Source organism: Pulveribacter suum (assembly GCF_003013695.1).
GTDB lineage: Bacteria > Pseudomonadota > Gammaproteobacteria > Burkholderiales > Burkholderiaceae_C > Melaminivora > Melaminivora suum.
Genome location: NZ_CP027792.1, coordinates 1,232,421 through 1,256,963 on the forward strand (window position 1 = coordinate 1,232,421; position 24,543 = coordinate 1,256,963).

Sequence of the window (24,543 nt, forward strand, 5' to 3'; positions counted from 1 at the left end):
AGGCTATAATTTGCGGTCGCGCCGCCTGTTAAGTGGCGGCGCCCGTCTGATGGTCCACCGGCCCTCGCGGCGCCTGAATCAACCAGGTCGCCAGCCGGCGTTCTTGCCCCAGCGGCAAGCCTTCACGGATCTGTACGCTGCCACCGCGCTCCACCCAGTCATCGATGTCGGCACGCACGCCGCCTCGTGCCTGATCCGCCGCTTGCTGGTGTCAGGCCGCCTGGGTTGGGCGGTTTTTTCTTCCACCTCATACTCGAAGGAGACTCGTGGCCAAAGAAGAATTGATTGAAATGCAGGGGAAGGTCGATGAAGTCCTTCCCGATGCCCGCTACCGCGTGACGCTGGACAATGGCCACCCGCTTATTGCCTACACCGGTGGCAAGATGCGCAAGTTCCGCATCCGCATCCTGGCCGGCGACCTGGTGACCCTGGAGATGTCGCCCTACGACTTGACCAAGGGCCGCATCACTTTCCGCCATATCGAAAACCGCACACGCACTGGCCCGCCGGCAGCTCGCCGTCGCCGCTGAAGCCTGAACGATATTTTTCCCCCCAAGGTTTGGCCTGTGGCCGCCTTTTACTTATCAAAGACACACTCACATGAACAACCGACTCTACGTAGGTAACCTGGCTTACTCCGTGCGCGATGAATCGCTCCTGGAGCACTTCTCCGCCTTCGGCACCGTCAACTCCGCCAAAGTCATGATGGAGCGCGACACCGGCCGCTCCAAGGGCTTTGGTTTTGTGGAAATGGGCAGCGATGCCGAGGCGCAGGCCGCCATCGACGGTCTGAACGGCAAGTCCGTCGATGGCCGCGCCATGACGGTGAACGTTGCCCGCCCCATGGAGCCCCGCACCGGCGGTGGCGGTGGCGGCGACCGTGGTGGCTACCGCGGCGGCCGTTACTGATCACGCCTCGCACACGTCCCTGTCTTTGAGGTCTGCTGCAAGGCAGCTCAGGTACAGGGGCGTTGCCCTGAAAGGCTGGCCGCGTGCCAGCCTTTATTGTTGGTGCGTGGCCCAAGAAAAAACCCGCTGCGGCCGTGAAGCCGTAGCGGGTTTCGATGTGTTGGTGGGCCCTGAGTGACTCGAACACTCGACCAACGGATTAAGAGTCCGCTGCTCTACCAACTGAGCTAAGAGCCCTTTTCGCTGTGCTGTGCGCTGCAGCGAAGTCCGCGATTATGCACGATTTTCTGCCCTCGCAAGAAACGAGGGCGGAAAAATCACATCAGCAAGTGCTCGCCCGCGTTGTCCCCGCCCAGGATGACGTAGTTCACCTTGCGGATGTCCATGAGCCGGGTGCCGCCGGAGTAGCTGATGGAGCTTTGCACGTCCTGCTCCATTTCGATGAGCGTATCGGCCAGGCGGCCCTTGATGGGCTCCAGGATGCGCTTGCCTTCCACGTGCCTGTATTCACCCTTGTTGAAGTCGGAGGCCGAGCCGTAGTACTCCTTGAAGCGCTGCCCGTCCACTTCCACGCTCTGGCCGGGCGACTCTTCATGGCCCGCGAACAGCGAGCCGATCATGACCATGGTGGCGCCAAAGCGGATGCTCTTGGCGATGTCGCCGTGGCTCCTGATGCCGCCGTCGGCAATGATGGGCTTCGTGGCCACGCGCGCGCACCACTTCAGGGCCGACAGCTGCCAGCCGCCCGTGCCAAAACCGGTTTTCAGCTTGGTGATGCAGACCTTGCCCGGGCCGATGCCGACCTTGGTGGCATCTGCGCCCCAGTTCTCCAGGTCGATCACGGCCTCGGGCGTGCCCACGTTGCCGGCGATCACGAAGGCGCGGGGCAGCTTGGCCTTCAGGTAGCCGATCATCTCCTTGACGGTGTCGGCGTGGCCGTGGGCGATGTCGATGGTGATGTATTCGGGGCACAGGCCTTCGGCCACGAAGCGGTCCACCGTTTCGTAGTCGGGCTTTTTCACACCCAGGGAGATCGAGGCGAAGCACCCTTTGGCCTGCATCTCACGCACGAACTGCACGTTGTCCAGGTCGAACCGGTGCATGACGTAGAAATAGCCATTTTGCGCCAGCCAGCTGCAGATCTGCTCATCCACCACCGTCTTCATGTTGGAGGGCATGACCGGCAGCCTGAAGCTGCGCCCGCCCAGCTCCACGCTCGTGTCGCACTCCGAGCGGCTTTGCACGCGGCACTTGCGCGGCAGCAGCAGGATGTTGTCGTAGTCGAAGATTTCCATGAGGTTCCAAGCTCCTGTGAAGGGTCGCGCGGCAAGGGATTTCGCGGCGCGAGAAGGGCGCTTGGCTCGCGCTCCGGTTTCCTGTGCTGCCCGGCCTGCGGGCATAAAAAAACCGGGCGCAAGAAACTTGGGCCCGGTGCTTGATTGTACGGGCACGCTGCAAGTCCCTTGGCGGCGGGGCCTTTCTACAATCGGGCGCATGCCCCCTCTTGATTCGAACGCTGGCGCCTTGGCGCCTTTTGGTGCTGGCGCGCCGTTGCCCCTGCTGGAGCACCTCAATCCCGAACAGCTGGCCGCCGTGACGCTGCCGGCCGGCCATGCGCTGATCCTGGCCGGGGCAGGCTCCGGCAAGACGCGGGTGCTCACCACCCGCATCGCCTGGCTGTTGCAGACCGGCCAGGCCTCGCCCGGTGGCATCCTGGCCGTCACCTTCACCAACAAGGCCGCCAAGGAGATGGTGGCGCGCCTGTCGGGCATGCTGCCGATCAACGTGCGCGGCATGTGGATCGGCACCTTTCACGGCCTGTGCAACCGCATGCTGCGCGCACACCACAAGCTGGCAGGCCTGCCAGCGACTTTCCAGATCCTGGACACGCAAGACCAGCTCTCGGCCATCAAGCGCCTGTGCAAGCAGCACAAGGTGGACGAGGAGCGTTTCCCGCCCAAGCAGCTGGTGTGGTTCATCGCCGGCTGCAAGGAAGAAGGCATGCGCCCCAAGGACGTGCCGGTGCGCGACCAGGAGACCGAAAGGAAGGTCGAGCTGTACCAGCTGTACGAGCAGCAGTGCCAGCGTGAGGGCGTGGTGGACTTTGGCGAGCTGATGCTGCGCTCCTATGAGCTGCTGCGGGACAACGATGCCGTGCGCGCCCACTACCAAAGGCGCTTCTCGCACATCCTGGTCGATGAGTTCCAGGACACCAATCGCCTGCAGTACGCCTGGCTCAAGCAGCTCGCCGGCGATACCGTGGACGGGCAGCTGCAGGCCCCGGGCAGCGTGATCGCCGTGGGCGATGACGACCAGAGCATCTACGCCTTTCGCGGCGCGCGCGTGGGCAACATGCAGGACTTCGTGCGCGAGTTCGGCGTGCAGCGCACCATCAAGCTGGAGCAGAACTACCGCAGTTACAGCAACATCCTGGACTGCGCCAATGCGCTGATCGACCACAACCAGGGCCGGCTGGGCAAGAACCTGCGCACGACCCAGGGCCCGGGCGAGCCGGTGCGCATCCACGAGGCGCAGACCGACCTGGCCGAGGCGCACTGGATGGTCGAGGAGATCCGCAATCTGGTGAAGGGGGATGAGGCGCCGCGCCGCGAGATCGCCGTGCTCTACCGCAGCAACGCGCAAAGCCGGGTGATCGAATCCACCCTGTTCAACGCCGGCGTGCCCTACCGCGTGTACGGCGGCCTGCGATTTTTCGAGCGGGCGGAAGTCAAGCATGCCCTGGCCTACCTGCGCCTGCTGGAGAACCCGCACGACGACACCAGCTTTTTGCGCGTGGTGAACTTTCCGCCGCGTGGCATCGGCGCGCGCACGCTGGAGCAGCTGCAGGACGCAGCACGCGCCGCCGGCTGCTCGCTGCACGACGCCGTGAGCACCATGACCGGGCGGGCCGGCGCCAACCTCACCGCCTTCGTGGCGCTGGTGGAGGTGATGCACGAGGGCTCCCAAGGGCAGAACCTGCGCGGCATCATCGGCCAGATGCTGCAGGCCAGCGGCCTGGTGGAGCATTACCGAAACGACAAGGAAGGCGCCGATCGGCTGGAAAACCTGGAAGAGCTGGTCAACGCGGCCGAGAGCTTTGTGACCCAGGAAGGCTTCGGCCGCGACGCCGTGGCGCTGCCGCTGGATGAGCAGCGCCCGGCGCTGACGCAAAGCCCCGCCAGCCAGGGCCTGGACGCCAGCCTGCCCATGGCCGGCCCCACGGAGAGCATCGACGCCGAGACCGGCGAGACGCTGTCGCCCTTGGCGGCCTTCCTCACCCATGCGGCGCTGGAGGCCGGCGACAATCAGGCCCAGGCAGGGCAGGACGCTGTGCAGCTGATGACCGTGCACGCCAGCAAGGGGCTGGAATTCGACTGCGTCTTCATCGGCGGACTGGAGGAGGGCCTGTTTCCGCATGAGAACGCCATGGGCGAGCGCGCCGGGCTGGAAGAAGAACGCCGGCTGATGTACGTCGCCATCACCCGCGCCAGGAAGCGCCTGTACCTGAGCCATTCGCAGACGCGGATGCTGCACGGCCAGACCCGCTACAACGTGCGCAGCCGCTTCTTCGACGAACTGCCAGAAGGCGCCCTGAAGTGGCTTACGCCGCGCCAGTCCGGCTTTGGCAGCTTTGCTCCTTTTTCAGGAGCTGCCAGCGCTTACAGGGCGGGCGCTAGAGGCGGATTTGGCTATCAACCGGAGAGCTTGGCCAGTCCGCCCGTGCCGCAGCGCAAGGAAGCCCCTGGCCACGGTCTGCGTGCCGGCACGGCGGTGTTTCACAACAAGTTCGGCGAAGGCAAGGTGCTGGCCATCGAGGGGGAGGGCGACGACGCCCGCGCCCAGGTGAATTTTCCGCGCCACGGCACCAAATGGCTGGCGCTCGCCGTAGCCAAGCTCACCATCGTCGAGTAGAGCCGGGCGTCACACCGGCAGGCAGCGCACCGAGGCGCCGGCGGCGGGCAGCTTCTCCGCAAACCAGCCACTGCGCTCGGGGGACAGCAGCGCCGCCAGCTGCTGCATGACCACCACCTCGCTGCCCTCGGCAGCGTTGCGGTAGCACTCGCCCAGCACCTGCAGCGTGGCGCGCAGGGCCTGGGCCTGGGGCGCATCGGTCTTGTCCAGGCCGGCCAGGTGCTGCTGCAGCCAGGCTTCGTAGCCGGCCAGGTCCTGGGCAGGCAATTTGTCGCGTTCGGCCTGCGGAATCATCGTGCCGTACAGCGCTTGCAGGCTGGTCGCGCCCGGCTGGCCCAGGTGCAGTGCAGCGTCGTAACGCGTCTCGAAGGCACCCTGGCGGTAAATCACCTGACGCACCTGGTAGCGCAGCGCGCCACGCTCGCCGGCCAGCGTGCGCACCAGCTGGCGGGCCGCTTCATTGGCTGGATCCTGGGCGAACTGGGTCTGCAGAGCCTTATGGATCTGCGCGTCCGATGGGAAGGCGATGGCCGGGCCCGCTTCCTGGCGGGAGCATCCCTGCACTGCCAGCAGGATGCTTCCTATCAGGAGCAGGATGGAATACCGTTTCCGGTAAGGCATTTTCATGGCGGATTTTTGAAAAAGCTGAAGGAGTGAAAGCATTTTCATTAAGGAAAATGACGCCAAATCGCCTTATTGGTTTGGACATTATTCAAAGTGTAACCAATCGATTAATCAATAGGGGTAATCGGTCTCTCCAGCGGCATTGGTTACCCAGCTACATGTAAAAGATAATTTCTTTGTAAGCGGCAGAAGGGTGTGTACGGCCTTGAACTGGGGGATTGGTTGTAACAGCAATAGTGAATGTCAGTGCTCGCGCACCTGACGAAGGGAACTTTCAACGTTTGCTTACGGCCTGCCTGGAGTCACCGCCAAGAATCCGCTCGCAGCCCGAGGGCCGCTTCATCTCCGACACCCCAACCGAAAGGAAATCCCGAAATGCGCAAGATTGCTATGACCGCCGTTGCTGCCGTATCCCTGGTCTGCGGCACCGCCTTTGCCCAAAGCGGCAACGTGACCATTCCCGGCCTGCTGTCCGGCAAGGGCTCGTCCGGCTCGGAAATCACCAACAGCCGCATCACCGTGACCGGCAACAAGGCCACCAACGTGATTGCCGGCGGCGGCAAGGCTGGCATCAAGGTGGCCGAGGTGTCCATGGAAGGCGTGGCCAACGTCAACAGCATCAACATCACCGGCTCCAAGATCCGCAATTCGGAGATCACCGTCAGCGGCAACGAGGCCACCGACATCAAGGCCATTGGCGGCACTGCCAACGTCAACAGCATCAACATCAACTGACCGCACGCGGTCCGCGGCATGGCCCCGCCGGGCGGGGCGGCCTGCCTGGCTCAACGAAGGATGTGTGGATGCAAGCGAAGAACCGTGCGTTGGCACTGACCGGCCTGGCCGCCCTGACGGCGGCCTTGCCGCTGGGCGCAGCGGCGCAGGAATCGATGCTCGCCGGCCTGGGCTGGCATCGCAACAGCCCAGGCTCCGAGGTCGACGGCCAGAGCGAGGTGCGGGTGCAGGGCAACCGTTCCAGCGCCCAGGTGGTCTCCACGGGCGGCAAGGGCTCGGCCCTGGCCAATGCCGGCATGCAGGTGGACCTGGCCGGCACGGCGCAGGCCAACGTGGCCGGCCTGGCCGCCATGCAGCTGCGCCAGTCACGCGTGCAGGTGCTGGGCAATGAGGTCGCGGGCTTCGTCACGGCGCTGGGCGGCGCGGCCACGGCCAACGCCGTGCTGGCAGCCAGCAGCACAGGGCCCCGGCAACTCACCGCCAGCAGCCTGCAGGTGGTGGGCAACCGCGCATCCAACGTCTCCGCCTTCGGCGCCAAGAGCGAAGTGCTGCTGGGTACGGGCTCGCTGCAGTTGCCCGGGCGGGCGACGGCCAATTCAGTGCTGCTGGACGCCACAGCCATGCGGCAATCCCATATCACCTTGAGCGGCAACCAGGCCAACGAGATCACGTCCATTGGAGGCTCCGCCCTGGGCAATGCCGTGACGGCCGCGCGCAGCGAGCTGACGCGCACCGAGGTGGTGCAGGCGGGCAACCGGGCGCACGACGTGCGTGCCGGCGGCGGCGCGGCCGGCGTGGGGCGGGGCACCATCGCGCAGGTGGAACTGGCCGGCGTGGCCGCGGCCAATGCCCTGACCCTGGCCAGCAGCAGCCTGACCGATGCCCGCGTGCTGCAGACGGACAACCAGGCCGCGGGCGTCGCTGCCGACGGCGGCAGTGCGCTGGCCAATTCCATCAGCCTGTCCGAGCACCGGGCGGGCAGCAACTACCAGGCCACGCTGGCGGGCAACACAGCCACTGGCGTGCGTGCCTGGGGCGGCGCGGCCTCGGTGCTGCGCGGTGCGCTGGCGGACGTGCGGATGTCCGCGGCCGCACTGGCCAACAGTATTTCGGTGCTGCGCGGCAGCCTGCAGGATGCGCCGCGGCACGACGTGGCGGGCAACCGCGCCGACACGGTGGTTGCCACTGGCGGCGCCGCCGTGGCCAACAGCCTGTGGCTGGACGACGCCTCGGTGGCCGGCGGCCAGGTGCTGATCGCTGGCAACACGGCGGCCCAGGTCAGCACCGTGGGCGGCTCAGGCAGCATCGGTGGCGGCGCCGTGGCCGGCTTCGAGGGCAACGGGCGCGCGCTGGCCAACACCGTAGCGGCTGACCGCCAGTCCACCCTGGCCCAGGCCCAGGTGGCGCTGGCCGGCAACACGGCGCAGCAGGTCACGGGCCGCGGCGGCTTGGCGGCCGCCAACAGCCTGCTGGTCAGCGAAGGGCGGGTGCAGCAGTCCGCCGTGGCGCTGGCGGGCAACCAGGCCCAAGGCGTCAGCTCCACCGGCTACGCCATGCAGGCGGGCGCGGGGGTGCTGTTCACCGCCACCCAGAGCAGCAGCGCGCTGGCCAATGCGCTGGCCGTGACGGGGTCGCAGCTGGATGCCGCCAGCCTTGCCATTGCCGGCAACCGCGCGGCGCAGGTGCAGGCGCAGGGCGGCGTGGCCATGGCCAACAGCGTGGCGCTGGAGGACGGGGGCGGGCGGTCCGCACGGCTGTCGGCCGCGGGCGCGCTGGCGGGCAACACGGCTTCCGCCATTTCGGCCAGGGCCAGCTCCGCGTCGGCCGGGGCCGGGGTGGCTTCGCGCAGCGCCAGCGCGCGCGCGGCGGCCAACGCCCTGGTGCTGCACGACGGCGCCGCGGCGGATGCCGCCTCGGCCTGGACCATCGTTGGCAACCAGGCGACGGGCGTGCATGCCGACGGGGGCACGGCCCTGGTCAACGCGCTGGCCGGCTACCGCGGCGCGCGGCTGCAGGGCAGCACCGTGGTGCTGGCGGGCAACGCCGCGCAGGAGGTGCGCGCCGAGGGCGGTGCGTCGCAGGTGCTGGGCGTGGGCTCCAAGGGCAATGGCGTGCTGGCAGCCAATGCGCTGTACATGGATGGGCCGTCGTCCACCCTGCTGTCCAACTCGTCCCTGCTGGTGGCGGGCAACCAGGTGCGCCAGCTGCAGGCGCAGGGCGGCCGTGTCAACGCCAACGCGCTGGCGCTCAACGGGCAGGCGCAGGTGCAGGGCAGCAGCGTGGTGCTGGCCGGCAACACCGCCTCGGACGTGCGCAGCCAGGGCCGCGAGGGCACGGTGGCCGGCTTGGCTGCCTGGGGCAAGGGAGTAGGGCAGGCCAACGCCAATGCCGTGCAGGCCCTGGCCGAGCTGCGTGCTGCCAGCCTGGTGCTGGCCGGCAACCAGGCCGCTGGCGTGCGCGCCAACGAAGGCCTGGCCGCGGCCAACAGCGTGGTGCAGGGCGCAGGCAGCATGTCTGGCGTGCAGGTGGGCATTGCCGGCAATACGTCCGGCAACGTGCAGTCCGACGGCGGCCAGCCGGCGCTGGCCAGCAGCCTGTACACGGAAGGCGCCATCAGCGGCAGCGCCGTGCAGATCGTGGCCAACCAGGGCAGCGCATCGTCAAGCGGTGGGCAAGCGGGCCTGAGCAGCAGCGTGCGTGTGCGCCAGGGTGCCAGCGTGCGCGGCTCGCAGGTCGCGGTGGCGGGCAACCAGGGCAGCGCGCAGCGCGGTACGGCCCACAGCGTGGACGTGGCCGGCTCTCTGCAGGGCGGCAGCATCACCATCTTGGGCAACCAGGGCCGGGCCGACGCGGGCGGCGTGGTCAGCAGCGTGGTAGGCAAGGGCCGCATCACGGGCAGCCAGATCGCGCTGCTGGGCAACAGCGGCTCGGCCAGCGGCGGCAGCGTCAACAGCGTGCGCAACAACGGCTCGCTGAGCGCGGCGCAGATCACCATTCTGGGCAACCAGGGCAGCGCGCAGGGCGGCGGCCAGGTCAACATGCTGGACAACAGCGGCACCGCCAGCGCGGCGCAGGTACTCATCGCCGGCAACACCGGCAGCGCCCGGGGCGGCGGGCTGGTCAACAGCGTGCGCAACAGCGGCAGCATCCGCGGCGCCAACATCGTCATCTCCGGCAACCAGGGCAGCGCCACGGGCGGGGGCACGGTCAACAGCGTGGACAACCGCGGCCTGCTGACGGGCAACGTGGTCATTGCCGGCAATCGCGGCGGCGCCACCATGGGGGGCACGGTGAACTCTGTGGTCAACCAGGGCGTGCTTGCCGGCACCGTGGCCATCATCGGCAACCAGGGCAGGGCGCTGGCCGGCGGGGTGTCCAACTCGCTCATCAACCAGGGCGTGGTGACTGGCGCCGTGACCATCGTGGGCAACTCCACGGCCGCGGCGGCAGGCATGACCTCGGGCAGCGTGCGCAACGTCGGCGGGGCCATCACCGGCGTGGCCGGCGTGGCCGGCAATGCGGCCTTCGCGGCCAACCCCGGCTATACCTACGCCGTGCCCTCCTCGGGCGTGGTGAACCAGTCGGTCACGGTGCTGCCGGCGGTCAACCTGCTGAGCATGTAGGCGCTGCCGGCCCCGGGATATTTTCGATTCAGGAGTTCTTCATGCAGCCTTTCTCCTTCTTCCTTCGCGGCGCCGCTGTGGCGCTGGTGCTGTGCGCCGGCGGCGCACAGGCACAGATGGTCAACTACGGCGAGCAGCTGGGCGCCTACAAGGACATGGCGCAAAGCGGCGTGCGCCTGAACGACGGTGTGTATCCGGCCGTGAGCGCCAAGGCCCGCGTAGCCCGGGCGATCGCGCGCAACACGCTGGTTGACCAGAGCGCGCTGCTGCAGCCCGATGGCACGCTGCGCCTGCCCGATAACCAGCAAAACGTGGTCATCCGCACCAACTATTCCGATGTGCAGCGCGGAGCCGATGGTTCGCTGCGCATCGCCAGCCCCGTCATCCAGGGCAACGTGACGGGCAACGTCACGCTGTACGTGGAAGGCCGTGGCGTGGAAAACATCACCGTGCTCAATTCACGCTGATCCGCCAGGCGGGCGCTGGCCCGCAGGCACACGGCGTGCCGCCGCGCCAGGGAGGTGGCGGCGGCTCGCGTCACCACCAAGACTACAACCACCATGAAAAAGACAATAACAAGCTGCAGGCGCTGGGGAGGCGCCGCGCTCGCTCTGGCCCTGCTGGGCGGCTGTGCCACGACTGAAAACGCCCTGGGCGATGCCGATCGGCTGCTGCAGGAGCGCGAAGCGCAAAAGCTGCTGCCGGTGACCAACCTGAGCGCCTACGCAACGGCGCTGGGGCGCTTCGGGCACATGCTGGACATCTACAAGGACGGCGATCCCGTCATCTACCTGCAGACGCGCAACATCCTGGACGCCACGAACCTGTCCAGTCCGCTGGCGGGCGCCGAGATCCCGGGCGACATCACCGAAATGGTGCGCACCGCCGTCAACCGTATCGGAACGCGCGTGGTCTACGTGCCCTACCACCCGGAATACCTGGTGTCCCAAGCCCAGCTGGGCGCCAAGTTTGGCGTGACCATGCCGGACTTCCTGATCACCGGGGCGCTGACCGAGTTCGACCGTGCCATTGCCGGCGCGGGACGCGTGAACTCGGCGGGCATCGAGTTCGGCGGTGGCAACGGCACGGTCACCCTGGGCGGTGATATCAAGCGCACGGCCATCTATTCGGCGCTCGCGCTGGATTTGAACCTGGTCAGCTTCTCCACCCAGCAGATGGTGCCGCGCATCCAGGCATCCAACGCCGTCAAGGTGCTGAACTTCAGCGCCGAGAACAACGCCAGCCTGGGCTTCTACGGTGACGCCTTCGGCTTCAAGCTCGAGGGTAAATACCTGCAGGGGCGCCACTCCGCCATCCGCACCCTGGTGGACCTGAGCGTGCTGGAGCTGGTCGGCAAGGCCACCAATACGCCGTACTGGCGCTGCATCCCTGGCGGCACGCCGGACCCGGTGGTGGTGGAGAACATGCGCGCCGCCTTCAACGGCCTGGCGCCGGAGCTGAAGGTGGGGCTGATCCAGGTCATGCTGCGCAAGTACGGCCAGCCGCTGCAGGTGACGCAGCAGTACGACGAGCCCACGCGTGCCGCGCTGCAGTCCGTCTATGACAGCCGCTTTGCCAGCCTGGGAGCGGTGGACGTGATGAGCTGGGAGGGTTTTGAGCCACTGTTCTTCAACGTCCCCATGCCCTGGGACGGCGCAGCCGCCCAGACCGGTGCCAGCGCCAATGCCAAGGCGGGCGCATGAGGAGGGCCACGGTGCAGCACGCACTGATCGCCGCACTGCTGCTTTGCACGGCTGCGGCCCAGGCCCAGACCGCCGCAGGCGCGCCGGCCATGCCGGCGCAGGGCGCGCTGCCGGCGGGGGCGGGCGCACCCGCTGCGAGCACCGGAGCGCGCTTTCTGGAGTCGTGCAACCTGTCGCTGCAAAAGGGCGTCACCGACCTGGGCTGCCAGGGCCCGCTGTACCGCAACGAGTTGCAGCGGCTGCAGCGCGAGGCTCTGGCCACACAGAACCCGCAGCTGCTGTCGCTGGTGGGCGATGCGTACGGCAGCCGCCGCTCGGGCCTGGCAGACGCCGGGCAGGCCTATCGCTGGTACCTGCTGGCCGCCGTGCGCGGCGACCCGCATGCCATGCAGCGGCTGGCCGAGATGAACCGGCAAGGGACGGGCACGCCGCAGGACAAGGTCAAGGCGCTGGGCTACGCACGCCTGGCGCAGCGCCTGGCCCTGCCGGGCACCGCAGAAGCCGGACAGGACGTAGCCCAGGTCATCGACCAGCTGGGCGCCGAAATGGCTGTGGAAGAGGTGGCCCTGGCAGAGCGCTTCGCAGCCGAGCTGCAGGCGCAGGTGCAGCACGCCGGCCCGGCCGCGCCGGGGGCGTCTGCAGCGGCGCCGTCCACCGTCCCGGGCAGCGGTCTGCCAGGTGTGCCCCTGCCGGGGCGCAGCGATCCGGGAGCCACCGCGCTGCCGGGCGCGCGCCTGCCCGGCACGCCCCCTTCGCAGGGGCGATGAGAGGACCAGACATGAAAGGCCACGCATTTTCCAAGGGTTCGGCCATGGCCCTGGTGTGGCTGGCAGCTGCCTGCCTGGCCAGCCCGGCGCTGGCGGATGCCCCGGGCCCGCGCGGTCCCATCGGTCCCCAGGGGCACATCGGCCCGCCGGGTGGCAAGCCGGTGGCGCCGGCGCCCGCCGCCGCAGCCTCCCGGCAGGCGCGGGGCAACCATATCGAGGCATCGGGCAACCAGGCCAGCGGCGTGGTCTGCGGGCCGGGTGGTGCCAACGTCAACAGCGTCGATGTCCAGGGCGCACGCCTGGACGGGCGCACCGTCATCGTGCAGGGCCGCAACACGCACGGCGTGGATACGCGCGACTGCCCGGCCCCGGTGGACGGGCACGCGCCGGCACAGGTCAACAGCATCCGCGTCCGCTGACGGCAGGGTGGCAATACAGAACACGGAGAACACCAGTGATTCAGTCTCTTTCCTTTCCGGTGGCGGCCCTGGCCCTGGCCGCGCTGGCGCTGGCCGGCTGCAAGGACCAGGCAGCCAGCACGCAGCCGCCGCCCAGCGCACCCGCGCTGGCGCCCGCTGCCCCGCCCGCCGCCCCGCCAGCGCCCGCTGCCCCGGCGGTGGAGCCGCCTGCTGCGCCGCCTGCCGCGCCCGCTGCATCCGCCGCCACGCCCCGCAAGCTGCCACTGGGCGTGCAGGGGGTGGCTCCGGCTGGCGTCACCGTGCGTGTCAAGGGCATTGAGCTTGGCAGCGACGCCACGGTGCTGGACGTGAGCATTTCCTTTGCCAACCGCATCACCGACAGCACCATGCTGGCGCTGGCCGACACCTTCCTGGAGGACGAGGGCGGTGCGCGCCTGCACATCAAGCGGCCTGACGGCAACCGCGACATCACCATCCGAGAGGGCCAGACGCTGGACGGCCAGCTGGTGTTCCTGGGCAGCGTGCCCGTCACGGCACGCAAGCTGCGACTGGTCTTCAACGACGGCAATGATGGCGACAACATCGTCGCCCCGGGCCTGGTGATGGAGCTGCCCCTGCAGGCCGGCGGATGAGCGAGCGACCCAGGCTTCAGGCGCTGCTGCCCTGGGCGGCAGGCCTGCTGCTGTGCACGGCAGCTGCCGCGGAAGGTGTGCCGGTGGTCCGCAGTGCCCAGCCGCTGGCGCAGGCCGCCACGCAGCTGGCGCCCGCCAGCGCGCCGGCGACCGTGCTGCAGCCCAAAACCACGCCCGGCGGGCTCACGCCCCGCTCCGACACCACCCGGCTTCAGGCAGGGCAAGGGCCACAGACCCTCCTGCGTGAGGCTGAGGTGCCGCCGCAGCGGCTGGCGCAGACGCGGGCGCTGCTGGCCGAGCTGAAGGCCGAGTCCACGCCGCAGCAAGCGATCTCCATCGACCTGCCGGCCGATGTGCTGTTCGACTTCGACAAGGCGCAGCTGCGCCCGGACGCCGCACCATCCATCGCCAAGGCGGCCGAGCTGATCCGCAGCTACCCCCAGGCCCCCATCACGGTGGTGGGGCACACCGACGCCAAGGGCACGGATGCCTACAACGATGCCCTGTCACTGCGCCGGGCCCAGGCCGTCGCCCAGGCGCTGGGCCAGCAGGCCGGGCGCGCGGCCCAAAGCCAGGGCCAGGGCAAACGCCAGCCCGTCGCCCCCAACACCACGCCCGACGGCCGCGACGACCCGCAGGGCCGGCAGCTGAACCGGCGCGTGCAAATCCTCATCGGGCTGCCTGCCGGAGGCTGACGCATGGCACTGATACGTTGCCCCGAATGCGGCCGGGAGGTTTCGACCCAGGCGGCGGCCTGCCCCGCTTGCGGCCATCCGCTGCAGCCCCAGTGCGGCCAGCCTGCCTGGCGCTCATCGCACGTGTGGGGCCGGCTGGCGATAGTGCTGGGCGCCTGGCTGGTCACGCCCTGGCTGGCGCGGCTGATCGTGGCGCTGGCGGTGTGCGTGGTGGCGTACTTTTTGTTCACCAAGGGCTGAGGTCGGCCGCACCGTCACGCCGCTGTCACCGTTTCTTCACGCGCCTGTCACACGCTCCCTGGAGCATCGTGGTCTGCCACCCAACAGGTTCTGGGGTGGCTATTTCCACGAAAGGCAAGCGCGAGATGAACGCACCCACGACCCGGCCCGAGGCGGTCCTGATCGACCCTGATGACATCGGCTACAACACCACCGCCAACCCCTCGTTTTCCACGCTCATCGAAGGCCGGCTGAGCCGCCGCAACCTGCTGCGTGGCGGTTTTGCCTCGGCAGGCGGCGCCATGCTGGGCAGCATCGCGCTGGCCGGGTGCGGCGGTGGAGGCGAGGATGCCCCGGCGCCCGTCCAGCCCCCGGCAGGGCTGAAGCTGGGCTTCAGCCCCGTGGCCAAGAGCCTGGCCGATGCCGTCGTCGTGCCCGCCGGCTACACCGCCAGCGTGCTCTACCGCCTGGGCGATCCGCTCGCTGCGGGCGTGGCCGCGTACCAGAACGACGGCACGGACGACCCCGCCACCTACGACCGCCGCGCCGGCGACCACCACGACGGCATGAGCTGGTTCGGCCTGGGCGCGGGCGGGCAGTGGGACGCCAAGGCCCGCGGCCGCGGCCTGCTGGTGATGAACCACGAGTCGCTGACCCCCGTCTTCCTGCACCCCCGCGGCCGCACCGTAATCAGGGGCCAACGCACCGAGCCCAGCGAAGTGCTGCGCGAGTTCTACCTGCACGGCGTGAGCGTGATCGAGACCATCCAGGGCGCCGACGGCCGGTGGAGCTACCGGCAGGACTCGGCCTTCAACCGCCGCGTGCACACGCTCACGCCCATGGAGCTGTCCGGCCCCGTGCGCGGCGCGGATGCGCTCAAGACCCGCTACTCCGCCAACGGCACGCGCACCCGCGGCACGGTCAACAACTGCGCCAACGGCACCACGCCCTGGGGCACCTACCTGACCTGCGAAGAAAACTGGTACGGCTATTTCTCCCGCACTCCGGCCGCCGACGACGCCAGGCGCTCGGCCCGCGAGCTGGCGGCCATCAAGCGCTACGGCGTGGGCCCGCAGGAGTTCTACGGCCTGTGGGGCACGACCCAGGGCGCCGCCCATGCCGATGAGCAAGACAGCTTCGACCGCTGGAACCTGGACGCTTCGGGCGGGAGCGCCGTAGCCGACTACCGCAACGCCCACAACACCTACGGCTGGGTGGTCGAGATCGACCCCTTCGCGCCGGGCAGCACGCCCAAGAAGCGCACCGCGCTGGGCCGCTTCGGCCACGAAGGCGCCTGCCTGGGCGTGGTGGAGGCCGGCAAGCCTCTGGTCTGGTACATGGGCGACGACGCGCGCAACGAGTACATCTACAAATACGTGTCCAACAGGCCCTGGGACCCGAAGGATGCCACCGGCGGCCTGGCCGCTGGCGACAAATACATGGACGACGGCCAGCTTTACGTGGCGCGCTTCAAGGCCGACGGCACGGGCGAGTGGCTGGAGCTGGCCCTGGGCAGGAACGGCATCACCGCGTCCAGCGCCGCCTATGGCTTCACCGACCAGGCCGACGTGCTCCTGCACGCCCGGCTGGCCGCCGACGCGGCTGGCGCGACCAAGATGGACCGCCCCGAGTGGACCGCCGTGAATCCCAGGACCGGCGACGTGTACGTGACGCTCACCAACACCAACGCCGCGTCGCGCCCGCTGGACAGGACCGATGCAGCCAACCCGCGCTTCTACAACGACCCCAAGGGCGCCGAGCAAAAGGCGCAGGCGGGCAACCCCAACGGGCACATCGTGCGCTTTGCCGAGAGCGCCGGCAACGCGGGCCTCGCCTTCACTTGGGACGTGTACCTGTTCGGCGCCCGCTCCACGGCGGGGGCGGACGTCAACATCTCGGGCCTGACGGCCGACAACGACTTCTCCAGCCCCGACGGGCTGTGGTTCAGCCAGGTCTCGACTGGCCTGGCCTGGCTGCAGACCGACGACGGCGCCTATACCGATGTGAGCAACTGCATGATGCTGGCGGCCGTTCCGGGCCAGGTCGGCGACGGCGCCAGGAAAACCATCACCAACACCGGGGCAGATGGCGCGAGGCGCACGCAGGACACCATTGCCGGTGCACGTCCGGGCGAAAAGGGCACGCAGCTGGCCCGCTTCCTGGTGGGCCCCAAGGGCTGCGAGATCACCGGCATTGCCGAGTCGGGCGACGGCCGGGCGATCTTCGTGAACATCCAGCATCCGGGCGAGGACACCAAGGACGCGGACATCACCGATCCGGCCAAGTACCAGAGCCACTGGCCCGATGGCGGCAATGCCCGCCCGCGTTCGGCGACCATCGTCATCACCCGCGATGACGGCGGCGTGATCGGCACCTAACACACGCCTGGTGGTGGCCCTGCGCGCGCGGTGGCGCGGGTGCAGGGCCCGCCCCTTCAGGCCTGTCCGGGAGCAGGCGACGGCTGGGGCGCCTCGAAACTGTCGCGGAAGGTGAACACCACCGAGGTGAAGAACATGGAAGCGAGCATCATGGCGGTGCCGGCCATCACCCCCCCGGCAAAGCCCATGCCCAGCCCCAGGCCCGACAGCAGCGCCACCGCCAGGCTCACCGCCATGCCGGCGGCCACGAACACGCCCAGCCAGGCCAGGCCATAGACGGTGAAGGCCCCCAGGTTGCGCACGCAGGCGACGATGCTGAAAAACAGCGCCTTCACGGGCGACACGTTGTGCCAGTGCACCAGCCCCGGGGCATGCCAAAACAGCAGCGACAGCGGCACGTACAGAAGCAGCGACAGCCACATGGCGGCCTGAAACCCGCCCGACTCGGCCACCTCGCGCGTCAGCGGCTCGCCGCCCAGGTACACGCGGGCGAACTGCCCGTCATCCAGCAGCGCCGACAGCCCCATGACCAGCAAGAAGCCCGCCGCATAGAGGGCGCCCAGGGTGAGCATGGCGTGCATCCGCTGGCGCCCGGCACGAAAGGCCACCAGCAGCAGCGTGGGCGTGGGCACGCGGCCTTGGCTGGCCTCGGCGGCGGCCACCATCATGGCCAGGGTGGCCGAAGGCAGCAGCGCCAGCGCCACGGCCGGCCCCACCAGGGGCAGCGCCGCCGCCAGCGACATGACCGCCATGCACAGGAAGAACAGGGCCGCCAGCGCCATGGGCTGGCGCCAGAACACGCGGATGCCCAGGCGTGTCCATTCCAGGCCCGTGCGGGCGGGGACGATGTGCAGTTTCATGGAGACAAGAAGGATTGGCGCGGGCCGGGGCGGCTGCGCAGCCTGCGGGGGAATTTACCCCAGGGCCGCGCGCAGACCGGCGCCTGGGGGCTTGGGCCGCGTCAATCCGCCAGCCAGGGATGCTGCACCCGCTCGCGCAGCACGCGCTCGAAGTGGCTGGGGTCGTGCGGAGTCAGCAGGCTGGCCTCGCGCGGCAGGTGGTAATCCCACAGCCGCGAGACCCAAAAGCGCAGCGCGCCGGCGCGCAGCAGGGCCGGCAGCAGGGCGCGCTCGCTGGCCGTGAGCGGGCGCACGGCCTGGTAGGCCGCCAGCAGGGCGGCAGCGCGCTCCTGCACATGGCGGCCGGTGGGCAGGTCGATGCACCAGTCGTTCAGGCACACGGCCAGGTCGAACAGCCAGGTGTCCACGCCAGCGAAGTAGAAGTCGAACAGGCCGGTCAGCTCCTCGCCGTCGAACATCACGTTGTCGCGAAAGAGATCAGCGTGGATGGGCCCGCGCGGCAGCGCCGCGTAGTCGCTGGAAGCGGCGACATGGTTCTGATAGGCCAGCTCGGACTGGACCAGTGCGGCCTGCGCCGGCTCCAGGTGGGGCAGCACCACGGGAACGGTGGCGTTCCACCAGTCCAGGCCGCGCAGGTTGGGCTGGCTGCGCTCGTAGTCGCGCCCGGCCAGGTGCATGCGCGCCAGCATGGCGCCCACGGCGGCGCAGTGCGCGGCCGACGGCGCCAGCTGGCTCTGGCCGCGCAGCCTGGTGGCCAGGGCGGCGGGCTTGCCGGCCACGGTGTGCAGGATGGCGCCGCGCTTGTCGGCCTGCGGGTCGGGCACGGGAATGCCGGCGCGCGCCAGGTGCTGCATCAGGTGCAGGTAAAACGGCAGCTGCTCGGCCGTGAGGCGCTCGAACAGGGTGAGCACAAACTCGCCTGCCTCGCAGCTCAGGAAGTAGTTGGTGTTCTCGATGCCGCCCTGGATGCCGCGCAGCGAAAGCAGCTTGCCCAGCTGCAGGCGGCGCAGCAGGTCGCGCGCCTCCTTGTTGGAGACTTCGGTGAAGACGGCCATCGGGTGAAGAGCGGGACGGTCGGCGGGAGAGGAAAGAAGGAAGGCAGCGCGGCAGGCCCGCGCAGGCAGTGCAAGGGCGCCTAGAAGCGGCCCAGGTTCCACACGCGCGGGGCGTTCACGCTGTCGGAGTCGCCCAGGTTGCCGGGGCGCGAGCGGGCGCCGTCGCCGGCACGCACCTCGTAGGCGGGCAGGGGCGTGCCGGTCTTGGGCTGCACGGTGATGCTCTGCGTCTGCCCGCCCACGCGCAGCTCGTCCACGCGGCTGCCGGCGTCTTCCACCACGATGCGCTCGACGCGCTGGGAGCGGCGGCCGGGTTGTGCTTGCTCCTGTTCTGATAGCTGCTCACGCGCTTCAGTATTGGGCTGGAGGCTGTTTTGACCAGTATTTTGGGCCAAGGCCGGGAGGCCGGCCAGGGCCAGCAGGAGCAGGGGGGCTAGGGCGCGCATGGGGCGATTGTAGGCGGGAGCGCCCGCGGGCCCGGCCGGGCGGTCAGCGGGCGGCCTCGCCGTCCACTGCCTGCTGCACGGCGCGGTAGAACGCCTCGCGCGCCGGCAGGGCCACGGGGTCGCGCGCGCCGCCGCTCCAGTCGGCGTTGGACACGATGACCAGCTGGCGCGCCGGGTCAATGAAGATGCCCTGGCCGAAGATGCCGCGCGCGGCGAAGCTGCCGTCGTCGTACGTCCACCACTGGTAGCCGTAGCCGCGCCCCGGTACATCGATGTCAGCCTGCTTGCGCGTGGCCTGCTCCAGCCAGTCCGTGGGCAGGACGGACGTGCCCTCCGAGCGCGCGCCCTCCAGGATGAACTGGCCAAAGCGCGCGTAGTCGCGCGCGGCCGCCTGGATGCAGCAGCCGCTGATCTCCTGGCCGGTCTTGCTCAGCAGCCAGGTGCCCTGCTGCTCCATGCCGGCCGGGCGCCATACTTTCTCTTCCAGGTACTGCGCCAGCGGCTTGCCCGTGGCCTGGCTGACCAGCACGCCGACCAGGTTGGTCTCGCCGGTGCTGTAGTTCCAGCGCTCGCCGGCGGGCGCGGCGCGCGGCAGCTGGCGCATGTAGCTGACCAGCGCGTCCACGCCGGCTTCGGGCTGGTGGTTGTTGAAGCGCGCCACGTCGGATTGCGGGTCGGCGTAGTCCTCGTCCCAGGCCACGCCCGAGGTCATGGTCAAGAGCTGGCGCACGCTCACCGCGTCGTAGGCCGATCCGCGCAGGTCGGGCAGATAGTCGCTGATCTTGTCGTCCAGGCTCTTGATGAAGCCGTCTTTCAGCGCCGCGCCGGCCAGCGTGGAGGTGAAGGACTTGGCCACCGAGAAGCTGGTCCAGCGCCCGCTGCCGTCAAACCCCAGGCCGTAGCGCTCCAGCCGCAGCTTGCCGCCCTGCACGATGAGCAGGGCGGCGGCGTGCTGCGCCTGCAGGTAGGCGTCCACGTCCAGGGGCAGCGCCAGCGGCTCGCCCTGGGGCAGGGTGCGCGGCGTGCCGCTGGCGTGCATGGTGCGCCACTGGGCCAGCACGGGCAGCCGGTCCATGGCCCGAAAGGCCGCGTCGCGCTGCTCCTGCGTCCAAAACAGCAGGTCGCGGTTGGTGGGCAGCGTCTTGAGCAGGCCGCGCGTTTCCTTGTCCAGGCTGAACCAGTAGCCCACGGCCGCCGCCGTCAGAAGGGCGGCGGTGCCCAGGGCAATGCGCCCGATCCGCCCGCTCATGGCTTGCCCGGGCACTGGCCGCCCTTGCAGGGGGTGGTGAACCCGGCGATGAAGTCGCGGTAGTTCTTGCCCATGCGGCCCATTTGCTCGCAGGTGTCGCCGCGTGCATCGAAGGCGTAGCCCTGGCTGGCGCCGGCGTCCAGCAGCTCCACGCGCGCCAGCTGCCAGCGGCTGAACTCTTCGGGGTGGCGCCACTGCTCGGCGCAGATGCCGTGGTAGACCAGGCTGGCATAGGTCAGCTCGCTGATCTGGGGCTTGTCCATGACCAGGCGCAGCACGCCCTGGTTGAGCTGTGCGCTCTTGAGGCCATTGCCCAGCAGCACCTTTTGCAGGGAGGGCGGCACGTCGGTGAACTGCGGCTGGGCGGCGGTGGCCAGCGTGGCGCAGGCGGTCAGCGCGAAGGCGAGCAGGGAGCGTTTCAACATGGAGCGGGCGAGGGCGTTGCCGGGTTGGAAAAGCACCCATTGTGCCGCCGCGCGTAACGCCATCGTGTGCAAAATGCCGCCATGAGCGACCCCCAAACCCTGCTGCTGGTGGACGGTTCCAGCTATCTGTACCGCGCCTACCACGCCATGCCCGACCTGCGCGCCGTGCCGGGCGACCCGACCAGCCCCGCCACTGGTGCCATCCGCGGCATGGTCAACATGCTGGCCGCGCTGCAAAAGGAAGTGCCCGCCGCCTACGCCGCCTGCATCTTCGACGCCAGCGGTCCCACCTTCCGCGACGCGCTGTACGGCGACTACAAGGCCAACCGCGCCGCCATGCCCGATGACCTGCGCGCGCAGGTCGCGCCCATCCACGAGGTGGTGCGCCTGCTGGGCTGGCCGCTGCTGTGCATCAAGGGCGTGGAGGCGGACGACGTGATCGGCACGCTGGCCCGGCACGCGGCCGCGCGCGGCCTGCGCGTGGTGATCGCCAGCGGCGACAAGGACCTGTCGCAGCTGGTGGACGAGCGCGTCATGGTGGTGGACACCATGAGCGGCAAGCGCCGCGACGTGGCCGGCGTGACGGCCGAGTTCGGCGTGCCGCCTTCGCTGATGGTGGACTTCCAGACGCTGGTGGGCGACGCCGTGGACAACGTGCCCGGGGTACCGAAGGTCGGGCCCAAGACGGCCGCCAAGTGGCTGGCGGAGCACGGCTCGCTGGACGCACTGATTGCCAACGCCCACACCATCAAGGGCGTGGCCGGTGAGAACCTGCGCGGCGCGCTGCCCTGGCTGCCTACGGGGCGCCAGCTGGTCACCATCAAGACCGACTGCGACCTGTCGGATGCCCTGGCGGGCTTTCCGGACGCTATTGATTCGATAGCTGTCGGCGCACAGCAGACGGGCGCTTTGCGCGATTTTTATGAAAGGTATGGCTTTCGCACGCTGGCTCACGCGCTGCAGGCCGGCCCGGACGGGGCGACACCTGCCCAAGCCGGCGAAAGCGCCACCGCCGTCGCCGAGGCCGCGCAGCAGCGCGAGGTGCGCTACGAGACCCTTTTGGACTGGGAGCAGTTCGAGCAGTGGCTGGCGCGCATCCAGGCTGCGCCGCTGGTGGCGCTCGATACCGAAACCACGTCGCTGGACGAGCTGCGCGCGCGCATCGTCGGCCTGAGCTTCAGCGTGGAGCCGGGCAGCGCTGCCTACATCCCGCTGGCGCACGACGGCCCGGGCGCGCCCGAGCAGCTGCCTTTGGATGAAGTGCTGGCGCGCCTCAAGCCCTGGCTGGAAGACCCGGCCGCGCCCAAGCTGGGCCAGCACGTCAAGTACGACCGCCACGTGCTGGCCAACCACGGCATCGAGGTGCGCGGCTACGTGCACGACACCATGCTGCAAAGCTACGTGCTGGAGGTGCACAAGCCGCACGGGCTGTCCAGCCTGGCCGAGCGCCACACCGGCCGCACCGGGCTGACCTACGAAGACCTGTGCGGCAAGGGCGCCAAGCAGATCCCGTTTTCGCAGGTGGCGGTGGAGCAGGCGGCGGCCTATGCCTGCGAAGATTCCGACCAGACGCTGGACGTGCACCGCGTGCTGTGGCCGCAGCTGGAGGGCGAGCCGAAACTGCGCACCATCTATGAGCTGGAGATCGCCTGCAGCGAGACGCTGTTTCGCATCGAGCGCAATGGCGTGCTGATCGACGCCGGCGCCCTGGCTGCGCAAAGCCGCGACCTGGGCCAGCGCATCGTGGCGCTGGAGACGCAGGCCTACGAAATCGCCGGCCAGCCGTTCAACCTGGGAAGCCCCAAGCAGCTGGGCGAGATCTTCTTCGACAAGCTGGGCATGCCGGTCATCAAGAAGACCGCCACCGGCGCGCGCTCGACGGACGAGGAGGTGCTGGAAAAGCTCGCCGAGGACTACCCGCTGCCCGCCACGCTGCTGGAGCACCGGTCCTTGTGCAAGCTCAAGGGCACCTACACCGACAAGCTGGGCCAGCTGGCCGATCCGCGCACCGGCCGCGTGCACACGCACTATGCGCAGGCCGTGGCGGTCACAGGCCGACTGTCCAGCAACGAGCCCAACCTGCAGAACATCCCCATCCGCACAGCGGAAGGCCGGCGCATCCGCGAGGCCTTTGTTGCCCCGCCCGGACGCCTGATCGCCAGCTGCGACTACAGCCAGATCGAGCTGCGCATCATGGCGCACATCAGCGGCGACGAGGCGCTGCTGGCCGCCTTCACCCACGGTCTGGACGTGCACCGCGCCACGGCCGCCGAGGTGTTCGGCGTGGGGCTGGATCAGGTGAGCAGCGAGCAGCGCCGCTACGCCAAGACCATCAACTTCGGCCTGATCTACGGCATGAGCAGCTTCGGCCTGGCCAAGAGTCTGGGCATCGGCACGGCGGCGGCCAAGAACTACATCGACCGCTACTTCGAGCGCTACCCCGGCGTGAAGCGCTACATGGACCTGACGCGACTGGAAGCCAAGGAGCGCGGCTTCGTCGAGACGGTGTTCGGCCGCCGCCTGGTGCTGCCCGAGATCAATTCGCCCAACGGCCCCCGGCGCGCCGCCGCCGAGCGCGCCGCCATCAATGCGCCCATGCAGGGCACGGCCGCCGACCTGATCAAGATGGCCATGGTGCAGGTGCAGCAGGAGCTGGACCGTGAGCGGCCCGAGGTGCTGATGGTCATGCAGGTGCACGACGAACTGGTGTTCGAGCTGCCCGAAGGCGAGCGCGAGTGGGTGCGAACGGAAGTCCCGCGCATCATGGCCGAGGTGGCGCAGCTCAAGGTGCCACTGTTGGCGGAAGTGGGTTTTGGCAGCAACTGGGACGAGGCGCACTGAGGGTGCGAACGCCCGTTGGGGCTACGGCGCCGGGCCCTGGCGCCGAGCGGTCGCCCGTTGGCTGCAGCCCGCTGCTCCAGGTGGACGGTAGTACATTCAGGAGCCCTGCCCGCCGGTAGGCCTGTGGGGACGAATGTTTCGTCACCACCCGCTATCCGATGGAGAGCAGCACAACCGAGGGACAGAAGAGATGATTCATTTTTCCGACATCGTGAGCGGCGCGCTGCAAGGCGAACAGCAGGCCACCGTGCTCCAGCAATGGCTGCAGGCCGCGTCGGCTGCCGGCCTGCAAAAGACCAAAGCGATGGAAGGCGAGGCCCAGGCCATCGCGAACGCGCTCGGACAGGCACTGCGCTCCGGCGCCCGGGTGGATGCATTCGGCGAAAGCGCATGGGCGGAACTGCACCAGGTGCTGGCCGACCTGTCGCGCTCGCGCGCGGCTCAGGGGCAAAGCGCCGGCGACACCAGCGTGTTCGTGCTGGCACTCAAGAAGCCCTTGCTGGACGTGCTCCAGCGCGAGCTTTCCGGAGCCGATGCCGCCGCCGTGGCGTCTTCGTTTTGGGAACTGACCCAGATGGTGGACCGCATGGCCCAGCTGACGGCTACGACGTTTCAGAAAGCCCGCGAGGACATCATCGTGCGCCAGCAGGAGGAACTGCTGGAGCTGTCCACCCCGGTCGTCAAGCTGTGGGAGGGCGTGCTGGCCGTGCCGATGATCGGCACGCTGGACAGCAACCGCACGCAGGTGGTGATGGAAACGCTGCTGCAAAGGATCGTGGAGACAGGTTCGGAGCTGGCCATCATCGACATCACGGGCGTGCCCACCGTGGACACTCTGGTGGCGCAGCACCTGCTCAAGACGGTCACCGCCATCCGCCTCATGGGGGCCGACTGCATCATCAGCGGCATCCGTCCCCAGATCGCGCAGACCATCGTGCACCTGGGCATCGACCTGCAGGGCATCGTGACCAAGGCCACGCTGGCCGACGCCCTCGCGGTGGCGATGCAGCAGTCCGGCTGGCAGGTCACGCGCAAGGCCTGAGGAGCATCC

The 24,543-nt window shown here is 68.9% G+C and carries 21 protein-coding genes, 1 tRNA gene and 1 pseudogene; 15 read left to right on the plus strand and 8 right to left on the minus strand.

Going from position 1 to position 24,543, the window contains the following annotated elements; translation table 11 throughout:
* Positions 1-266: 266 nt before the first annotated feature.
* The gene (gene infA / locus C7H73_RS05590) at positions 267-530 is read left to right on the plus strand and encodes a translation initiation factor IF-1 (RefSeq protein WP_106845745.1); all 264 of its coding nucleotides are present in this window, start codon (positions 267-269) and stop codon (positions 528-530) included.
* Between the two features lie 70 nt (positions 531-600).
* A pseudogene (locus tag C7H73_RS05595) lies at positions 601-903 on the plus strand (RNA recognition motif domain-containing protein); the annotation flags it as partial.
* 167 nt (positions 904-1,070) lie between these two features.
* On the opposite strand, the gene C7H73_RS05600 reads toward C7H73_RS05595, so the two are convergent.
* Together C7H73_RS05600 and C7H73_RS05605 are read right to left on the minus strand one after the other, a co-directional pair.
* A tRNA-Lys gene (locus tag C7H73_RS05600) sits at positions 1,071-1,146 on the minus strand.
* An 80-nt stretch (positions 1,147-1,226) separates the two neighbouring features.
* Positions 1,227-2,204, minus strand: coding sequence for a GMP reductase (locus tag C7H73_RS05605; RefSeq protein ID WP_106845747.1), 978 nt, complete (start codon positions 2,202-2,204; stop codon positions 1,227-1,229).
* Positions 2,205-2,403: 199 nt separating this feature from the next.
* Between C7H73_RS05605 and C7H73_RS05610 the strand changes: the two genes are divergently transcribed.
* Positions 2,404-4,821, plus strand: coding sequence for a UvrD-helicase domain-containing protein (locus C7H73_RS05610; RefSeq protein WP_106845748.1), 2,418 nt, complete (start codon positions 2,404-2,406; stop codon positions 4,819-4,821).
* 9 nt (positions 4,822-4,830) lie between these two features.
* Here the strand turns inward: C7H73_RS05610 and C7H73_RS05615 are convergent, their stop codons facing one another.
* Positions 4,831-5,448: a hypothetical protein gene (locus C7H73_RS05615; protein WP_227001427.1), complete on the minus strand. Its 618-nt coding sequence runs from the start codon at positions 5,446-5,448 to the stop codon at positions 4,831-4,833.
* 372 nt (positions 5,449-5,820) lie between these two features.
* Between C7H73_RS05615 and C7H73_RS05620 the strand changes: the two genes are divergently transcribed.
* The 10 genes from C7H73_RS05620 (at position 5,821) to C7H73_RS05665 (ending at position 16,616) form a co-directional block, all read left to right on the plus strand.
* Positions 5,821-6,180, plus strand: a complete 360-nt coding sequence (locus C7H73_RS05620) for a hypothetical protein (protein ID WP_106845749.1) — start codon at positions 5,821-5,823, stop codon at positions 6,178-6,180.
* Between the two features lie 68 nt (positions 6,181-6,248).
* A complete protein-coding gene (locus C7H73_RS05625) occupies positions 6,249-9,803 on the plus strand; it encodes a beta strand repeat-containing protein (protein WP_157948323.1) in 3,555 nt (1,184 codons plus the stop codon).
* 41 nt (positions 9,804-9,844) lie between these two features.
* Positions 9,845-10,270, plus strand: coding sequence for a hypothetical protein (locus C7H73_RS05630; protein WP_106845751.1), 426 nt, complete (start codon positions 9,845-9,847; stop codon positions 10,268-10,270).
* A 93-nt stretch (positions 10,271-10,363) separates the two neighbouring features.
* Positions 10,364-11,506, plus strand: a complete 1,143-nt coding sequence (locus C7H73_RS05635; RefSeq protein WP_106847549.1) for a hypothetical protein — start codon at positions 10,364-10,366, stop codon at positions 11,504-11,506.
* An 11-nt stretch (positions 11,507-11,517) separates the two neighbouring features.
* Positions 11,518-12,273, plus strand: a complete 756-nt coding sequence (locus C7H73_RS05640; RefSeq protein WP_106845752.1) for an SEL1-like repeat protein — start codon at positions 11,518-11,520, stop codon at positions 12,271-12,273.
* Positions 12,274-12,284: 11 nt separating this feature from the next.
* Entirely contained in the window at positions 12,285-12,692 is a 408-nt protein-coding gene (locus tag C7H73_RS05645) for a hypothetical protein (protein WP_106845753.1), read from the plus strand.
* Positions 12,693-12,727: 35 nt separating this feature from the next.
* The gene (locus C7H73_RS05650) at positions 12,728-13,324 is read left to right on the plus strand and encodes a DUF4352 domain-containing protein (protein WP_106845754.1); all 597 of its coding nucleotides are present in this window, start codon (positions 12,728-12,730) and stop codon (positions 13,322-13,324) included.
* A complete protein-coding gene (locus C7H73_RS05655) occupies positions 13,321-14,019 on the plus strand; it encodes an OmpA family protein (RefSeq protein WP_106845755.1) in 699 nt (232 codons plus the stop codon). The genes C7H73_RS05650 and C7H73_RS05655 overlap by 4 nt, the downstream gene beginning before the upstream one ends.
* Positions 14,020-14,022: 3 nt before the next feature.
* Positions 14,023-14,259 carry a zinc ribbon domain-containing protein gene (locus C7H73_RS05660; RefSeq protein ID WP_106845756.1) on the plus strand — a complete coding sequence of 79 codons (237 nt, stop codon included), beginning with the start codon at positions 14,023-14,025 and terminating at the stop codon, positions 14,257-14,259.
* Between the two features lie 125 nt (positions 14,260-14,384).
* Positions 14,385-16,616, plus strand: a complete 2,232-nt coding sequence (locus C7H73_RS05665; protein ID WP_106845757.1) for a PhoX family protein — start codon at positions 14,385-14,387, stop codon at positions 16,614-16,616.
* Between the two features lie 56 nt (positions 16,617-16,672).
* Here C7H73_RS05665 and C7H73_RS05670 read toward each other — a convergent pair whose 3' ends face one another.
* The 5 genes from C7H73_RS05670 to C7H73_RS05690 form a co-directional block, all read right to left on the minus strand.
* Positions 16,673-17,476, minus strand: coding sequence for a BPSS1780 family membrane protein (locus C7H73_RS05670; RefSeq protein ID WP_106845758.1), 804 nt, complete (start codon positions 17,474-17,476; stop codon positions 16,673-16,675).
* A gap of 101 nt (positions 17,477-17,577) precedes the next feature.
* Positions 17,578-18,531, minus strand: coding sequence for a homoserine kinase (locus C7H73_RS05675; protein WP_106845759.1), 954 nt, complete (start codon positions 18,529-18,531; stop codon positions 17,578-17,580).
* Between the two features lie 80 nt (positions 18,532-18,611).
* Entirely contained in the window at positions 18,612-18,977 is a 366-nt protein-coding gene (locus C7H73_RS05680) for a hypothetical protein (protein ID WP_106845760.1), read from the minus strand.
* Positions 18,978-19,020: 43 nt separating this feature from the next.
* Positions 19,021-20,226 (minus strand): serine hydrolase domain-containing protein, encoded by a 1,206-nt coding sequence (locus tag C7H73_RS05685; protein WP_106845761.1) that lies wholly within the window; start codon positions 20,224-20,226, stop codon positions 19,021-19,023.
* On the minus strand, positions 20,223-20,651 hold the full coding sequence (locus C7H73_RS05690; RefSeq protein WP_227001428.1) for a hypothetical protein: 429 nt from the start codon (positions 20,649-20,651) through the stop codon (positions 20,223-20,225). The genes C7H73_RS05685 and C7H73_RS05690 overlap by 4 nt, the downstream gene beginning before the upstream one ends.
* Positions 20,652-20,732: 81 nt before the next feature.
* On the opposite strand from C7H73_RS05690, the gene polA reads away from it, so the two are divergent.
* Complete coding sequence (gene polA, locus C7H73_RS05695) at positions 20,733-23,492, plus strand: DNA polymerase I (protein WP_106847551.1); 2,760 nt, start codon at positions 20,733-20,735, stop codon at positions 23,490-23,492.
* A gap of 190 nt (positions 23,493-23,682) precedes the next feature.
* On the plus strand, positions 23,683-24,534 hold the full coding sequence (locus tag C7H73_RS05700) for an STAS domain-containing protein (protein WP_106845762.1): 852 nt from the start codon (positions 23,683-23,685) through the stop codon (positions 24,532-24,534).
* Positions 24,535-24,543: the final 9 nt, after the last annotated feature.

Bases quoted from the DNA above. Each gene is read 5' to 3' on its own strand.
- C7H73_RS05605 (WP_106845747.1), bottom strand. From the start codon at position 2,204: ATGGAAATCTTCGACTACGACAACATCCTGCTGCTGCCGCGCAAGTGC.
- C7H73_RS05610 (WP_106845748.1), top strand. From the start codon at position 2,404: ATGCCCCCTCTTGATTCGAACGCTGGCGCCTTGGCGCCTTTTGGTGCT.
- C7H73_RS05615 (WP_227001427.1), bottom strand. From the start codon at position 5,448: ATGAAAATGCCTTACCGGAAACGGTATTCCATCCTGCTCCTGATAGGA.
- C7H73_RS05620 (WP_106845749.1), top strand. From the start codon at position 5,821: ATGCGCAAGATTGCTATGACCGCCGTTGCTGCCGTATCCCTGGTCTGC.
- C7H73_RS05625 (WP_157948323.1), top strand. From the start codon at position 6,249: ATGCAAGCGAAGAACCGTGCGTTGGCACTGACCGGCCTGGCCGCCCTG.
- C7H73_RS05630 (WP_106845751.1), top strand. From the start codon at position 9,845: ATGCAGCCTTTCTCCTTCTTCCTTCGCGGCGCCGCTGTGGCGCTGGTG.
- C7H73_RS05635 (WP_106847549.1), top strand. From the start codon at position 10,364: ATGAAAAAGACAATAACAAGCTGCAGGCGCTGGGGAGGCGCCGCGCTC.
- C7H73_RS05645 (WP_106845753.1), top strand. From the start codon at position 12,285: ATGAAAGGCCACGCATTTTCCAAGGGTTCGGCCATGGCCCTGGTGTGG.
- C7H73_RS05655 (WP_106845755.1), top strand. From the start codon at position 13,321: ATGAGCGAGCGACCCAGGCTTCAGGCGCTGCTGCCCTGGGCGGCAGGC.
- C7H73_RS05660 (WP_106845756.1), top strand. From the start codon at position 14,023: ATGGCACTGATACGTTGCCCCGAATGCGGCCGGGAGGTTTCGACCCAG.
- C7H73_RS05665 (WP_106845757.1), top strand. From the start codon at position 14,385: ATGAACGCACCCACGACCCGGCCCGAGGCGGTCCTGATCGACCCTGAT.
- C7H73_RS05670 (WP_106845758.1), bottom strand. From the start codon at position 17,476: ATGAAACTGCACATCGTCCCCGCCCGCACGGGCCTGGAATGGACACGC.
- C7H73_RS05675 (WP_106845759.1), bottom strand. From the start codon at position 18,531: ATGGCCGTCTTCACCGAAGTCTCCAACAAGGAGGCGCGCGACCTGCTG.
- C7H73_RS05680 (WP_106845760.1), bottom strand. From the start codon at position 18,977: ATGCGCGCCCTAGCCCCCCTGCTCCTGCTGGCCCTGGCCGGCCTCCCG.
- C7H73_RS05685 (WP_106845761.1), bottom strand. From the start codon at position 20,226: ATGAGCGGGCGGATCGGGCGCATTGCCCTGGGCACCGCCGCCCTTCTG.
- C7H73_RS05690 (WP_227001428.1), bottom strand. From the start codon at position 20,651: ATGTTGAAACGCTCCCTGCTCGCCTTCGCGCTGACCGCCTGCGCCACG.
- polA (WP_106847551.1), top strand. From the start codon at position 20,733: ATGAGCGACCCCCAAACCCTGCTGCTGGTGGACGGTTCCAGCTATCTG.
- C7H73_RS05700 (WP_106845762.1), top strand. From the start codon at position 23,683: ATGATTCATTTTTCCGACATCGTGAGCGGCGCGCTGCAAGGCGAACAG.